Genomic DNA, 15,451 nt, shown 5'->3' with positions numbered 1-15,451 from the left:
CAGGCGCCACCGGCTTCCTCTACTGGCGCGGATTTTGAGGCGCTATGCTGTCGGCTCATCATTGATTGAGCATGGGAACGGCGATGAGCGCGAGGAAAATTATCTCGGCCTTGCGAGACAAGAGATCGGAGCTCGCCGACACCATCGCCCAGCTGGAGCGTCAAGTCGATCGACAGCGCGCCGATCTCGGGCATATCGACGCCACGATACGGCTGTTCGACCCCAGCATCGAAGACGAGGAGACCCGCTCGACCGCGCCACGCGCGCACAACAACTGGTTTCGTCCGGGCGAATGCCGCCGGCGCATCTATGATGTTCTGCGTGAAGTCACCGAGGCGATGACCACGCGCGATGTCGTCGCAGGAGTCATGAAGGCGAAAGGTCTACGGGAAGACGACGCTCGCACGCGTGAGTTGGTTCACAAGACCGTTCTCTGCTCGTTGAACCGGGCGAAGGATACGATCGAACGCAGCGAGGCGGCCGGGACCACGATGTGGCGCGTGATTTAGCCAGCCGTCGCCCGCTGCCAATAGCCGCAAAAGTCGATCGATGGTCCAAGGCCCATCGCCAATCCGATGACGCCTTCCGCTTGGTCGCCATTGCCGATGCGGCGGTGATCTTCGCGCCATGCCGCTTCCTGCGCGTATCTGGCGAAATAGATTCCGGCGATATGGTGATGATGCCCGAGCTCGCCGCGGCGCATCCGCGAAAAGAACGACTCGGCGCCATTGGTGCAGGCGTCGTCGATGCTGTATCCCTCCTGATGATTGATCCGCTTCATCGAGAATTTGGCGTGCAGCGAATTCCAGGCCGGGCTCTCGTCGGCGTGAACCACGGTTCCCTTGGCGACCCGGCTGCGAATGAATGAGGTTGCCGCGTCCTCGGAGTCGAACACGGACGGCAAGGTGCGCCCGTCGCGTTCTCGCACCACGACGACAACTTTGCGTTTCCCCGATTGGTTCTCGGCGAGGCGACGATCGACACGGTCGGCCGCCAGATTCTCCGGGCGGACATGACCGCCGAAATAAGCGCCGTCGATCTCGGCGACTTTTCCCTCGCCGCCGATTTTCAAGCCGCGCAGGCTCGCGGCCATGGCTTCGCGGAGCTTGTGCGCCAGCACGAAGGCCGTCTTATATTGAACGCCGAGATCTCGGGACAGGGCGAGCATGCTCTTGCCCTTCACCTCGTTGCAGAACAAGACAATCGACAAGAGATAGGTTTTCAGTGGCAGCTTATGCGACGAGAACAGCGTGCCCGAGGTCAGAGAAAAGTCGCTGCCGCAGGCCTGGCATCGCCAGCGCAGATGAGCGCTGCGCCGACAGTCATAGCAGGCCGTGCAGCCGCAGTTCGGACATACGGGCTTGCCATCGGTCGTCGGCCAGCGCAGCCGCGCGAAAACATTCGCGACGCCTCGGTCGGACATGCGCATGACCTTGCCGATGCTGAGAGATCGCGCGGCGGCTGACAGGAGGAAATGCTGAGCCATGGCGCCTTCGCCAGAGAGAACATAACAAGAACACTCTCGGCGAGATCGCGACCGATGTCAAGCGACGGTGGCGGTTGCTACATAAGACCGGAAACACCTGCTGTTCCTGACGCGCGGTGAGACTGCGAGGGCGGCCAGTGGCCGGTCGCGACGCCAACGCGCGGACTCCGACACCACGCTTCGATGCGGTCGCTAGCCACTTGTATATCGTCGTGCGGCTGAACCCGTAGGACGCGATGACCGACGATGGCGCTTCGCCTTCTCGCACGCGCTCCACCGCCATGAACCGGATCGTTTCCAAAGTCTGGTGATCGGGTTTTCGTCCGTCTCTCTTCATGACTCATCGAATCACAATTGGACGCGCCTTGCAATAGACATGTTTCCTTAATTATCGACTGGTGAGTAATAAACTGTTTACAAAAAGCCGCCACACGGTGGTATTTTGAAACCTACCCGTCTCTCAAGACGTAAGCTTCAGACAAGCGGCAACCTTTATCCTGAAAACATCGTGACAGATCGGCGATAGCCTTACCAGCCCGTTGACGAAGTCGCGTCTGCCTGATTCCGTTTTGCGGTGAGATTCGGCCGGGGTGTATCGATGTCGATGCGGCGTGAGACGGGGATGCAGGGCGAGTTGATGACGACGTGGGCGGAGCTGCCGCGCTCTCCCGGCCACGCGTTTTACGACGAGCTTCAGAAGGTTCTGCTTGCCGCCGACTTCGATGTTTTCGTCGAGAACGCCTGCAAGCCGTATTACGCGGCCAAGATGGGCGCGCCGTCGCTGCCGCCGGGGCGCTATTTCCGCATGCACATGGTCGGCTACTTCGATGGGCTCGACAGCGAGCGCGGGATCGTATGGCGTTGCGCCGACTCCTTTTCGCTGCGTGACTTTCTCCGGCTTTCGACACGCGAAAAAGTTCCCGATCATTCGTGGCTGTCGAAGACGCGCTCGCGTCTGCCGCACGGATTTCACGAGCAGGTTTTCGGCTTCGTCCTGAAGCTCGTCGCCTCGCGCGGTCTGGTGAAGGGCGAGCGCATCGGCGTCGACGGTTCGACGATGGAGGCCAATGCGGCGCTGCGCAGCATCGTGCGGCGCGACACGGGCGAGACTTATCGCGCGATGCTCGAACGCATGGCGAAGGAAAGCGGTATCGCGACGCCGAGCGCCGAGGATTTGGCGCGTTTCGACAGGAAGCGCAAAGGCAAGAAGCTCTCGAACGAGGATTGGACGAGCGCCACAGACGCCGACGCAAAGATTGCGCGGATGAAGGACGGAACGACGCATCTTGCCTACAAGCCGGAGCATGCGGTCGATCTCGACACGGGCGTGATCATCGCCGCGCCGATCCATGAGGCCGACAAGGGCGATACGGCGACGATCGACGACACGCTCACGACGGCGAAGGCCAATCTCTCGGCGGCCGGCTTGGAGCCGACGCCGGACGATCCTTGCGAGATCATCGCGGACAAAGGCTATCATTCGCGCGAGGTTTTGAAGGGTCTCGACGACGGCGAGTGGAAGAGCCGGATCGCCGAGCCGAAGCCCGCCAACGGCTATTTGCGCTGGCAAGGCGACGAAGCCGCGCGCGATGCGGTCTACGCCAACCGCGCGCGGCTGAAATTGGGCGTCGGACGCGCCGCCATGCGAAAGCGCGGCGAACTGGTCGAGCGCAGCTTCGCCCATGTGCTGGATCGCGGCGGCATGCGCCGGGCCTGGCTTCGCGGTCGCGAGAACATCGCCAAGCGCTATCTGATCCATGTCGCAGGCTTCAATCTTGGCGTCCTGATGCGCGCCCTCGTCGGCTGCGGGACGCCAAGAGAACGCGCCGAGGCGGCCAGACGCGCCTTTTTGTTCGTCATTCGGATGGATAGCGCCATGGGCATCGTTATCATTGCCGACATCGCCGGCGCGCCGGCCATGCTCGCCGTCATCGCCGCTTCGGAACCCGATTAATCGAGCTGCGACTTCGTCACCGCGCTGCTCTAAAGGGTTGTCGTTCGCTGTTTTGTCCGAGATCGAAACGCGTAGCGTCTCGGATGAACCGCTCCTCGGCGACGACGGCGGTTTCTTCTCGCGGCGGCCCGGCACACGCCCCGCCGGCCCCCGAACAGATTTGGTAGGTTCACGAAATCTCCGAACGGAGCTTCTCGCGCTCGGAACGGGCGCCGGCACTGGATGAGACAAAGGAAGATGACGCTCGATCGCCAACATTTCCTTCCCGACTGCCGGGCGCGCCGCTTCCACGCTCCGACACGGCGAGCAGCTCGCAATAAGACGGCTTTCCAGAGCGCCGAGCATAGGCATTCGTTGCGAGCGCACCGCGAATATGTTTCATTTTGGGTCGTGAATACAAAGCTATCGCCCTTCTAACGCTTGAAATGTCAACGCGGTCTCGAGAACCAGATCGAAATTGTCCCTTGCGCTTTCACAGATCGCGGTGTAATATTTATATTAGGAGACGAATTTATGTTTATGGGCCCCAAGATCATCTGTGGGATCTTGACAGCTATTTTTTTTATGCTTGGTCTGAACTCGCTTTGCCACGCCGAAAGCCTGTTCGAGGCGCTGTCGCGCGCCTATTCCGAAAACCTGGACATCAATCATCAGCGCGCCGCGGTCCGCGTTCGCGACGAAGACGTGCCCAAAGCCGCCGCGAGCAGCCGGCCCAAGGTGGGCATCACCGCCAACGTGGGCGCGCAGTCGACGCATGTGCGCTCCGGCGGCATCGACCCGCAGACGGGCGGCCGCGTCTTCGGCAACAGCAACTATTTCGGACAACCTCGCGGCGCGAATCTGACGGTCTCGCAACCGCTCTTCGACGGCTTTCGGACGCAGAACTCGATCCGGCAGGCGGAATCGAACGTCTTCGCCGCGCGGGCGACCTTACGCGCGACGGAACAATCCGTCTTTCTGAAAGCCGCGACCGCCTATATGGGCGTCCTCCGCGACACCGCGATCCTCCGGCTGCGTAACAACAACATCTCGGTCTTGAAAGAACAGCTCCGCGAGACGCGGGCGCGCTATAATCTGGGCGACGCGACGATCACAGACCTGTCGCAGGCCGAGGCCGGCGTCGCACAGGCGCATTCCGATTTCTACGTCGCCGAAGCCAATCTGAAGGTCAGCGCAGCGAGCTATCGTCAGGTCATCGGCGTCGAGCCCGGCCGGCTCGAGCCCCCGCCGTCCGTGAAGAAGCTGCTGCCGCGCTCCATCGAGGAGGCGCTCGAAATCGCGCTGATCGAGCATCCCAATATCCATGCCTACCGATATCAGGAGGATGCGGCGGCGCTGAGCGTGAAGGTGGCCGAGGGCGCGCTGCTGCCGACACTGTCGCTCAACGCCCAGATCATTCAACAATTCGATTATCTGACGGGACAGCCGGGCACCAATGTCTTCTATGCGCAGGGCGCGCTGCAGCTCAACGCACCGCTGTATCAGGGCGGCGGAGAATTTGCGTCGATCCGGCAGGCCAAGGAGCAGCTCGGTCAGGCGCGTCTCGCTACCGACCTGCAACGCGCCGCCATTCGCAAGGAGGTCGTGTCCTCCTACGCCCGTCTGAAAGCGTCGATCACCACGATCCGAGCGGGCCATGAGGTCATCAAGGCGGCGGAGGCCGCGCTGCGCGGCGTGCGCATCGAGTCGCTCGCCGCCCAGAGGACACTACTCGACGTGCTGAGCGCGCAGCAGGCGCTGCTCGACGCGCGCGTCAAGCTCGTCGGCTATCAGCATGATTACGTCGTCGGATGCTTCACGGCACTCTCGGCCGTCGGCCGCCTCGACGCGCAAATACTCAATCTCGAGGTGACGCCGTACAACGCCGCTGTCCATTTCGATCAGGTCAAAGAGTCGTGGCTCGGGGTGTCGACCCCGGGCGGACTATAGGAGATTGCGCGAATCCCGCGTCGGACATGGGCGGCTGCCTGCACGGCCTTAGGCATCGAGGGGGACCTATGAGCGTTATAGAAAACGGAGCCGCCGCGCACGCGCAAGGGGCGAGCTCCTCGCACACCAACGGAAAGAACGGCGCGAACGGCCACAATGGCGGAAACGGCCAAAATGGCGGGAACGGCCACGCCCAGGAAAGCGAGTTCGACACCGGCCTCGCGTCCCTTTGCGGGATCGCCCGCTATTTTCGGATCGCGGCCGACGCCGCCCATCTCAGGCACGAGCTGGCGCTCGGCCCGAAGGCCGCCGAGCCGCGCGACATCGTCCGGGGCGCCATGTCCATCGGATTGAAGGCGCGCGTCGTCGAATTCGTGGACGAGGAAAGGCTCGCCAAGGTCCCCATTCCCGCCATCGGACGATTTCGCGAGGGAAGCTTTTTCGTCTTCGGTGGAACGCTGCCGACCGGCAATCTCCGCATCGTCGAGCCTCTGACGCATACGCAACGCGACATTCCGCCGGCGGAATACGCCGCGCTCGTCGAGCCGACGCTGATCCTCGTAACGCGCCGCATCGGAGGGCCGGGCGTCGATCCGAAGAATTTCGGCTTTAAATGGTTCCTGCCGACCTTCTGGCGCTATCGCAAACCACTCGCCCAGGTGCTCACCGCCTCCTTCTTCGTTCAGATATTCGCGCTGGTCACGCCGCTCTTCTTTCAGGTGGTGATCGACAAGGTGCTCACGCACCGCGGCTATTCGACCCTGTTCGTTCTCGTCGGCGGCCTCGTCATCATCGGCTTCTTCGACGTCGTGCTGCAATATCTGCGCACCTATGCGCTGTCTCATACGACGAATCGCATCGACGTCGAGCTCGGCCGGCGCGTCTTCCATCATCTGCTGCGGCTACCCATCTCCTACGCCGAGACGCGCTCGGCGGGCCAGACCGTCGCGCGCGTGCGCGAGCTTGAGACGATCCGCAACTTCCTCACCGGCCAGGGCCTGTTCTCGGCGCTCGATTTCTTTTTCGCCTTCGTCTTCGTCATCGTGCTCTTCGCCTATTCCTGGAAGCTGACGCTCATCGTCCTCACGACGATCCCTCTCTATATCGCGATCTCCTTTCTCGTCCGTCCGCTGCTGCTAGAGGCGGTGAAGGAGAAGTTCAATCGCGGCGCCGAGAGCCAGCAATTCCTCGTCGAGACCATCGTCGGCATGCAGACGATCAAGGCCGCCGCCGTCGAGCCGATCGTGCAGGCGCAATGGGAGGAGAAGCTCGCCGCCTATGTGAGGTCCTCTTTCGACGCCACGCTTCTCGGCTCGAAGGGACAAGGCGCCATCCAATATGTGAGCAAGCTCTCGACCGCCGCGATCCTCCTGTTCGGCGCCAAGGCCGTGCTCGACGGCGAGATATCGGTCGGCGAGCTCGTCGCCTTCAACATGATCTCCGCGCAGCTCGCGCAGCCGGTGCTGCGCCTCTCGCAGGTGTGGCAGGATTTTCAGCAGATTCAGGTCTCGGTCGACCGCATCGGCGACATTCTCAACTCGCCGCCCGAGCCCGTGCCGCCCTCGCGCGTCATGGCGCCCGCGCCGCGCGGCGCGATCGAGTTCCGCAACGTCACATTCCGCTATCGCCAGGGCTCTCCCGACGTGCTCAAGAACGTCTCGCTGGCGATCCGTCCGGGCGAGGTCATCGGAATCGTCGGGCCGTCGGGCTCGGGTAAATCGACGCTTACGAAACTCGTGCAGCGCTTCTATTCTCCGAACGAAGGCAATGTCCTGCTCGATGGCGGCGACATCTCGCATGTCGATCCGGCCTGGCTGCGCCGACACATCGGCGTCGTCCTCCAGGAGAATCTGCTGTTCAATCGCACCATCCACGAGAACATCGCGCTCGCCGAGCCGACCATGCCGCGCACCCGCGTCCAGGCGCTGGCGCGACTCGCCGGCGCCGACGAGTTCATCATCAAGATGCCGCGCGGCTATGACTCGATGATCGAGGAGCGCGGTGCCAATCTCTCCGGCGGCCAACGTCAGCGCATCGCCATCGCGCGCGCGCTCGCGACAAATCCCTCTATACTGATCTTCGACGAGGCGACCAGCGCGCTCGACTATGTGTCGGAGCGCGTGATTCAAAACAACATGGCTCAGATCGTGAAGAACAGGACCGTGCTCATCATCGCGCATCGACTCGCCGCCGTGCGACCCTGTGATCGCATCGTCGGCATGTTCGACGGCCGCATCGTCGAGGTCGGAACCCATGACGAACTTCTCGCGCGAGAGCGCGGTCTCTATGCGCAGCTCTGGGCGCTGCAGAACGATTCCGCGAGGTCGTGATGTTGGAAGCGATCAAGAACAATCTGTTCCAGTTCAAGGACACTCTGCTCCCGAGGATCAGGGATACGCTTCCCGTCATCCGCGAGGCCGCGTCCTCGACGATCGAGGAGCTTCTGCACGGAAGCTCGAATGACGGTCCGTCGCAGAAGAAAAACAGCGAGAGAAGCCTGGAGGACAGAGAGTTCCTGCCGGCGGCGCTCGCAATCCTGGAGACGCCGCCCTCGCCCATCCATGTTGGCTTCATGCTCACGATCTGCGGTTTCGTGGCCGTGGCGGTGCTCTGGGCCTATTTCGGGCATTTCGACATCGTCGCGATCGCGCAGGGCAAAATTCAGCCCGCCGGACGCGTCAAGCTCATCCAGCCGGTCGAAACGAACAAGGTCGCCGTCATCCATGCGACCAATGGCGCGACGGTGAAGGCGGGCGATCTGCTCGTCGAGCTCGACGCCGCCGACGCGCACGCGGAAGAGGCGGCGGCGCAGGCGGCGTTCCAGTCCTTCACGGCGGAAGCCTTGCGGCGACGCGCGGCGCTCATCGCGGCGGAGGCGGACCGCTACGCCGCCCCGCCGAGCGTGGAATGGCCGGACGAAGTCCCCGCTTTGTATCGGGCTCGCGAGGAACGCGTCCTGAAAGGCGATTTCGCGCAGCTCGCCGCGACGCTCAACAGTCTCACGGCGCAGATCGCGCAAAAGGACAGCGAGCAGGCGCGCCTCGAGCAGACGATCGCCGCGCAGACCATCCTCGTCGAGACGCTGAAGCAGCGCGTCGACATCCGCGAATCCCTGCTGCGCCAGCACGCCGGCACCAAGACGAGCCTCATCGACGCCAAGGAGACGCTCCAGGCCCAGCAAACCACTCTAGCGGCCCAGAAAGGACAATTGGCCGAGACGATCGCGAGCTTGCAGGTGCTCGGTCACGAGCGGCGGAAGGCACGCGAGACATTCGTCTCCGAGAACGGACAGAAGCTCCTCGACGCGGAACGCCAGACGGACGAGGCCGAGCAAAAACTCGCCAAGGCCCGCGTGCGCGTGGCCAATACGCGGCTGACGAGCCCGATCGACGGCGTCATCTTCGGCTCCTCGCTGACGACGACGGGACAGGTCGTCACGGCGGGGGAAGAGATCATGCACATCGTGCCGCAAGGCTCGACGCTCGAGATCGAGTGCTACGTCGAGAACAAGGACATCGGCTTCGTCGCCGTCGGTCAGTCCGCCGCCATAAAGATCGAGTCTTTTCCGTTCATCCGCTACGGCTCGATCGACGGCGAAGTGATCCATGTCTCGCATGACGCCATTCCGGAGCCGGACGTTCAGGCCCAGGAGGGCAATCCGGCGCGACAATCCAAGCTGCAGACCTTCGGCGGCGCGCAACGGGTCCAGAATCTGATGTTTCCCATCACGGTGCGGCCGCTCGCGACGAGCATCAAGGCCGACAATCGGGAATATCCGCTCTCGCCCGGCATGACGGTGATGGTGGAGGTCAAGACCGGCAGCCGGCGCATCCTCGAATATGTGTTCTCGCCGCTGGTCGAGACCGTGTCGAAATCGATGAAGGAGCGCTGAGCCGCCGCGCGGCTCGGCCTCGGGATCAAATTTTGTAAAAATCGCGGTACCAGGCGACGAAGCGGGCGATCCCCTCCTCGATCGGCGTGTCGGGGCTGAAGCCGACGCGCTCGGCGAGATCATGGACATCTGCATAGGTCGCCGGCACGTCGCCGGGCTGCATCGGCAAATGGCGCTTGATCGCCTGCTTGCCGCACGCCTTTTCGATCACCTCGATGAAACGGTCGAGCCGCACCGGCGTATGGTTGCCGATGTTGTAGATGCGATAGGGCGCCGCAGCGATCGCCGGATCGGGCGCGGCGCGGTCGAACGCCGCATCGGGCGCGGGCGGGGTGCCGGCGAGCCGCAGGATCGCGTCTCTGATGTCGTCCACATAAGTGAAGTCCCGGCTCATCTCCGCTTCGGCGTAGACGTCGATGCGCTTGCCCTCGAGAATGGCCTTGGTGAATTTGAAATAGGCCATGTCCGGCCTGCCGAACGGTCCATAGACCGTGAAGAAGCGCAGTCCCGTCGTCGGAATGGCGTAGAGATGCGAATAGCAATGCGCCATGAGCTCGTTGGCGCGCTTGGTCGCGGCGTAGAGCGAGACCGGATGATCGGCCCTGTCGTGCTCGCTGAACGGAACCTTCGCATTGGCGCCATAGACCGAGCTCGACGAGGCGTAGACGAGATGCGCGACCGGATGATGGCGGCACGCCTCGAGCACGGAGAGGAAGCCGTCGAGATTGGAGCGCGCATAGGCGCGCGGATTTTCGAGCGAATAACGCACGCCGGCCTGAGCCGCGAGATGGACGACGACCTGAGGATCGAAAGCGTCATAGGCCGCTTTCAGAGCGTCATATTCGGCGACGTCCAGGTTCTGGAACGAAAATCCAATGCGCGCCGTCAGCAGATCGAGCCGCGCCTGCTTCAGGGCCGGATCGTAATAGGGGACGAGATTGTCGATCCCCGCCACCTCGACGCCGCGGTCGAGTAGAGCCTGCGCGACGTGAAACCCCACGAAGCCGGCGGCTCCGGTCAGCAACACGCGTTGATAGTCGACGGTCGTCATCCTGCCCTGCCCTCGCCTTCAAAGAGATCGCGCCTGCTGAATAGCCGTATTGGTTTCTGCTCGGCGAACGCCACGATCAGCGCTGCTGCGCATCCGCGTCGAGCCGCAGCTTCTGCAGCGCCCGTTCGCGCTGCGCCCGCCGATAGCTCACGAAATTCAAATATTCTCCCAATGCCGGCTTGACCACTTTCCGCCATGCCCAAGAATTCGTCGGCAGCGAGCCGACCGCGAGCAGGAGACGCGAGCGGAGGGACAGACCCTCGTCGCGCGCGGCGCGCAGATAATGCCAGCCGGCCTCGTCGTCCCAGGTGACGCGCCAGCGCACGCCGGAATTCACGAGGCGCAGTCCGAGCCGGCGCGACGGCCGCCTCAGAAAGGCGGCGGCATGGCCGTATTTGTCGAGCAGATCTACGGAGGTCGAGCGGCGGGTGATCGCGAGCTGAACGGCGAAATCCGCGAAATATTCCTGGATCAGCGACTTTTGAAAGTCGTTATTGACGCTGTCGGCGGGCTTGTTTCGCCGATACAAAGTCTCCGGCAGGATATGATAGCCGCCGTGATCGCTCAGCCGGAGCAAGAAATCGCGATCCTGCGCGAAGCGGAAGAACTCGCGATAGCCGCCGACGCGATCATAGAGCTCGCGACGGAACATGACGCAGCCGTGCGTGAACGGGTCATGCCGCAGCAATTGCCTGTAGAGGTCGGGATCGAGGCCGGTCAGCCACTTCTGGACATTGGCGTTGTGGCTTTCTGAATTGTCATAGACACAACCGACGACAGCGACATCCTCGCGCTGGTCGAGAACCTCCGCCTGCTTCACGAGACGTTCCGGATAGGAGACGTCGCCCGATCCATGCACGGCGACATAGGCGCCCGTCGAGGCGCGGACGCCATTGTTGAGCGCTGCCGTGAATCCCTGGTTCGCCTGGCGCAGCAACCGGACGTTCGGCAGATGCGCGAAGGATTGCAGCATCTCCCAGGTGCCGTCCGTCGAGCCGTCGTCGACGATCACGATCTCGAAATTCGGACAGGTCTGTGCGAGGAGACTATGGATCGAGCCGCCTATATGCTGAACTCGGTTGTAATAGACGGTGACGACCGACACGCGAGTCGGCGCTGACAGCTCAACCATACCCAACCCCCGGAAACGACGATGCTCTGGTGCCCGCTATGCCAAACGCGCGCAGTATAGCCGCGTGCGCATCAGGAGCAAGCAGCCGAAAGAGCTGCCTCTTGGACGAGTTCAATTCTCGGCGACGAGACGCCCGCCTCACCGTCCAGATGGTCTCACTCGCGCGCTCCCGAGCGTGGCGTCGAGCAGAGCGGCGTATTGGTCGAGCGTCCGCGAAAGATCGAAGTCCTCCGCGCGACTCGCGGCGCGTTCGGCATAGTGCGCGCGCCGGGCGGGATCGGCCAGCACGCGCATCGCTTCGGCCATCGCCGAGCTGTCTCGCGTCGGGACGAGAACGCCATGCTCCGCCTCGGTCATGGCGACGACCTTCGACGTCGTCGCGCCGCGCAATATCTCGGCAGGACCGGAATCGCAGTCGGTGACAGCCACAGGTACGCCGACCACCATCGCCTCAACGAGCGCATTGGGAAACCCTTCCGCATTGGACGCCGACACATAGGCGTACGCCCTCTTCAGACAGGCGTAGGGATTGTCGACGTGGCCGGGCAAATGCACCCGATCGCCAACGCCCTGCTCGGCCGCCAGCCGGACGAGCATCTCGCGCTCCGGTCCCTCGCCGAGTATGACGAGATCGCCTGCCACGCCGGCCCGTGCGAAGGCCTCGATCAACATCGGGAAGTTCTTGTTCGGCCGCAACCGTCCGATCGCCAGCCAGGTGACCGGCGGCAGCGGAATCGGCGAAGGCTCATGCGCGCGCGAGAGAATAGCCTCGCGCAGGATCGGATTGTAGATCACCGACAACCTGCCGGCGGACGCCCCGTAATTGAGGAGCAAGTCCTGCGCGACGCCGTGAGAAGCGGCGACGATTCGGCTGGCGCGAGGATAGAGCAACCGCACGGCCAGCTTGTTGGCGGCGGCCCCCGCCACGCGGCCGAAATGGCTCGTCGTATGAACCCGCTCGCTGATGACCGTGGGAATGCCGGCGAGCCGTCCGGCGATCACGGCCGCGCAGTTGGAGCGCGTGAGAAAGCTGAACAGCAGGTCCGGCTGCTCGCGCCGGACGAGGCCGGCGAGCTGCGCGATGCTCGTCCCGAAGCTCCGCCGGCAATCGAGCCGATGTCGCGGGACCTCCGTCGGCACGGCGTATTTCTCGGGGAAACGATCGAGAAGCACGAGCTCTACCCGCGCCGAAAGGCGACCGGACAGCTCGCCGACCAAAGTCGCGAACACACGTTCGGCGCCGCCGCCCTCCAGTGAATTGATGACGAAGAACGCTCGCTTGCCGACTGCGCCGTTCACCGATTTTCTCCGCTGCCGGAAGAACCCGAAGAGAATATCAGCGCCAACCGGGCCGGCAGCACGGGCGCGACGTCGGCGATCAGCTCGCGCACATGGCCTCGCGCGACGAGCGCGAGCAGCAACGGATAGAGCGCAGCGCCCGCGAGCGCGGACAACGCGAGCTTGGCCGCCGGCGACAGGCTCTCCAGCGCATATATCCGCAACGCATAGACGGATCCCGCCATCGCCGCGGACGCCAAAAACGCCGCAAACGGCCCCGACGCCAGCTTACGCCAATCGGCCTTCAGGGCCGAGGCCAGCAGCCGAAGCCGGAACGGCAAAGCGACATATTGCTGCGCCGTATTGGCGAAGGCGACCGCCTCGGGACCGTGCCATACGCTCGCGAGAACGGTCGCCGTCGTGATGAAGAACCCGCCTATGGAGGACAGCAGCACGAGTTCCGGCCGGTTGGCCGCCGTGAGCGCCGGCTGCATGAAATAGCCGAGCGTCGAAGCGCCGATCGAGAGCGCGAGCCCCGTCATGATTCCGCCGCTCGGTGCCCATTGCGGCCCGAAGACGATGCCCACGAAATCGGGCGCGATCACCGCCGCGCCAAGATAGACCGGGCAGGCGAAGATCGCGGACGCGCGGGTCACCCGGCCGTAGGCGGCGCCCATCGCCTCTATGTTCGGCATGCGCGCGAAGGCCGAGAGAGCCGCCTGCTGGACAGGCGCTACGGTCAACTGGGAAATGGCCTCCAGTCCGCGCGCGCCCACTCGATAATAGGCGACCGCGGCCGGCCCGAGAACGAGAGCGATGACGAATTCCGCCACGCGGGCCGTGACCACGGTCAGCAATCGCGCCGGCGTCAGATGGAAAATGAAACCCGACAGCTCGCGGAGGATCGGACGCGACAACATCAACCGCGGAGTCCAACGCGCGGCTCGCCAGGAGAGCAGCGTCAGCATCACGGCGTTGAGCAGGCGCTGAACGACGAGCGACCACACGCCGAAACCCTGGAAAGCGAGCCAGACGCCGACGACGCCCGCCGTCGCCGTGGCGATGGACATGCGCGCCGCCAGCGGCTTGTAGCGGAACTCGCGCCGCAATTTCGATTCGTGCACCGCGCGCGCCGCATCGATGAAGCAGATCGCCGCGAGGCTCGCGAGAACGGGCCCCGCCTCCGCGCGGTAATAAGCGGCGACCAGCGGCGCGGCGACGCCGGCGATCAAGATGACGAACACGACAGAGGCGATAAGATTGGCCGTGTAGCAGACGGACGCTACGTCATCGTCCCAATGGCGGCGCTGCACCATCGCCTCCGGCAGGCCCCCGAAGACGACGATCCTGCCGAGATCGATGAAGATCAGCGCAAAGGCGACGAGGCCGATGGTTGAGGCGTCCAGCAGCCGCGCGAGCACGACGAAGATCAGGAAGCTGACGAAATTGTTCGTCGCGTTGCCGAGCACGAACCAGACGGACGACGCCGCGAATTTCTGACGGATCGACATCTAGAGGCGGACGCGCGCGGCGCGTTCGGCCGCGGCGCGTCCATTCTCGAGCGCCGGAACGCATATCATTGTCGCCTCCTCGGGCATTCGACAGATGATCCTGGAGAAAAACGAAGCCGCGCAGTCGCCGACAGCTGAGGGGGCACGCCATTGATAATGGACTTGCAAGTCGAGTTCAAGCATCTCCGCCCTCGGAATTCGTGCACTTGGCGACTCGGCGCCCGAGCACCATGGCCGGAACGCCGGCGACGACATCTCCTGCCGAGACATCCCGGGTCACGACGGCGTTGGCGCCGACGACGGCTCCGTCGCCGATGCACACACGCCCGACGACCACGGCGCCAGCATAGACCACCACCCCATTGCCGAGCGACGGATAACGTTCGCCATAGACGGCGCGCCCGTGCGCTCCCAAAGTCACGTTCTGATAGATCACACAGTCGTCACCGATCACGACTCCGTCGCCGATGACGATTCCGACCGGATGAGGAAACAAACATCGCTTCCCGAGCCGCGCCCGCGGCGAGACATAGCATCCGAAACGCCGATTGAGCCTTCGGCGCAGCGAATCCTGAAACCAGCCGCCGAACGCCGGGCTGCCGCCGCACAAAACCATCAGCTCGTAAATCAACAGAGCTGTGCCGTTATGCGTCCGATGAGTGACAAATATCTTGATGAGAAGCGTCAGGGGAACGAGCACGCCGAGGTTCAACAAAATGTGCCTCACGTCGAAAGTTTTCCTGCAACCCCCGCTTCTTCGGCATTCAAACGCGGCAAAATGTCAGCGTCATGAACGTGACGAGAATGAGAGCGAACGCCGCAGCTTAACACCTTCGCTTCGGATTTGGCCATGCCTATTCTCGACCCATGAATCTCCCCGGCTCTGTCGCGAAATCCCGGTGTCCGCCTCGATCCAGCTACACCACGCGCTGGGGCACGATCCTCCTCGTCGATCTCGACGAAGCGGAATGCCGCAGTTGCTGACCTGCGGACAGCAGACGAAAAGAGGACCGATCGGGTCTCCCGGTGGCCGGCTTCAGTTCGGAATGGTGGCCGACTTCAAATCGGAACGCTGGCCGGGTTCAAATCGGAATACTTGAGGGTTCAAATAGGTCCCGCGCCACGGATGATGCAGCGGCTGGACCGCGGGACCTATTTGAAGCCGGATTGAACGAAGCCGCGGTGACGTTAGCCACGATCTATGGGCGCTCGATGCGC

At 63.3% G+C, this 15,451-nt stretch carries 12 protein-coding genes and 1 pseudogene; 5 read left to right on the top strand and 8 right to left on the bottom strand.

The genetic code is table 11. The features are described 5' to 3' along the window. Window positions 1-83: 83 nt before the first annotated feature. Entirely contained in the window at window positions 84-509 is a 426-nt protein-coding gene (locus K369_RS22775) for a hypothetical protein (RefSeq protein ID WP_198033182.1), read from the top strand. Here the strand turns inward: K369_RS22775 and K369_RS22770 are convergent. Next, window positions 506-1,486 (bottom strand): IS1595 family transposase, encoded by a 981-nt coding sequence (locus tag K369_RS22770; protein WP_036294514.1) that lies wholly within the window; start codon window positions 1,484-1,486, stop codon window positions 506-508. The genes K369_RS22775 and K369_RS22770 overlap by 4 nt on opposite strands. A 94-nt stretch (window positions 1,487-1,580) precedes the next feature. Beyond that, window positions 1,581-1,823 (bottom strand): annotated as a pseudogene (locus K369_RS26740) (helix-turn-helix domain-containing protein); the annotation flags it as partial. Window positions 1,824-2,084: 261 nt separating this feature from the next. Between K369_RS26740 and K369_RS22765 the strand changes: the two are divergent. The 4 genes from K369_RS22765 (at window position 2,085) to K369_RS22750 (ending at window position 9,261) form a co-directional block, all read left to right on the top strand. After that, window positions 2,085-3,440 (top strand): transposase, encoded by a 1,356-nt coding sequence (locus K369_RS22765; RefSeq protein WP_051949490.1) that lies wholly within the window; start codon window positions 2,085-2,087, stop codon window positions 3,438-3,440. A 564-nt stretch (window positions 3,441-4,004) separates the two neighbouring features. Further along, entirely contained in the window at window positions 4,005-5,369 is a 1,365-nt protein-coding gene (locus K369_RS22760; RefSeq protein WP_051949489.1) for a TolC family outer membrane protein, read from the top strand. 68 nt (window positions 5,370-5,437) lie between these two features. Beyond that, entirely contained in the window at window positions 5,438-7,699 is a 2,262-nt protein-coding gene (locus K369_RS22755) for a type I secretion system permease/ATPase (RefSeq protein ID WP_084570787.1), read from the top strand. Beyond that, complete coding sequence (locus K369_RS22750; RefSeq protein WP_084570786.1) at window positions 7,699-9,261, top strand: HlyD family type I secretion periplasmic adaptor subunit; 1,563 nt, start codon at window positions 7,699-7,701, stop codon at window positions 9,259-9,261. The genes K369_RS22755 and K369_RS22750 overlap by 1 nt, the downstream gene beginning before the upstream one ends. A gap of 25 nt (window positions 9,262-9,286) precedes the next feature. On the opposite strand, the gene K369_RS22745 is transcribed toward K369_RS22750, so the two are convergent. From K369_RS22745 to K369_RS28015, 6 genes are all read right to left on the bottom strand, one after another. Then, window positions 9,287-10,312 carry an NAD-dependent epimerase gene (locus tag K369_RS22745; RefSeq protein WP_036294511.1) on the bottom strand — a complete coding sequence of 342 codons (1,026 nt, stop codon included), beginning with the start codon at window positions 10,310-10,312 and terminating at the stop codon, window positions 9,287-9,289. 76 nt (window positions 10,313-10,388) lie between these two features. Continuing rightward, complete coding sequence (locus tag K369_RS22740; RefSeq protein ID WP_084570785.1) at window positions 10,389-11,444, bottom strand: glycosyltransferase; 1,056 nt, start codon at window positions 11,442-11,444, stop codon at window positions 10,389-10,391. A 138-nt stretch (window positions 11,445-11,582) separates the two neighbouring features. Next, the gene (locus tag K369_RS22735; RefSeq protein WP_051949487.1) at window positions 11,583-12,743 is read right to left on the bottom strand and encodes a glycosyltransferase; all 1,161 of its coding nucleotides are present in this window, start codon (window positions 12,741-12,743) and stop codon (window positions 11,583-11,585) included. Continuing rightward, window positions 12,740-14,233 carry a lipopolysaccharide biosynthesis protein gene (locus K369_RS22730; RefSeq protein WP_036294508.1) on the bottom strand — a complete coding sequence of 498 codons (1,494 nt, stop codon included), beginning with the start codon at window positions 14,231-14,233 and terminating at the stop codon, window positions 12,740-12,742. The genes K369_RS22735 and K369_RS22730 overlap by 4 nt, the downstream gene beginning before the upstream one ends. A gap of 175 nt (window positions 14,234-14,408) precedes the next feature. After that, window positions 14,409-14,945 (bottom strand): serine O-acetyltransferase, encoded by a 537-nt coding sequence (locus K369_RS22725; RefSeq protein ID WP_051949486.1) that lies wholly within the window; start codon window positions 14,943-14,945, stop codon window positions 14,409-14,411. A gap of 11 nt (window positions 14,946-14,956) precedes the next feature. Continuing rightward, complete coding sequence (locus K369_RS28015; RefSeq protein ID WP_256381003.1) at window positions 14,957-15,085, bottom strand: hypothetical protein; 129 nt, start codon at window positions 15,083-15,085, stop codon at window positions 14,957-14,959. Window positions 15,086-15,451: the final 366 nt, after the last annotated feature.

The organism is Methylosinus sp. PW1 (assembly GCF_000745215.1).
GTDB lineage: Bacteria > Pseudomonadota > Alphaproteobacteria > Rhizobiales > Beijerinckiaceae > Methylosinus.
This window is presented reverse-complemented; position numbering and strand designations above follow the sequence as displayed.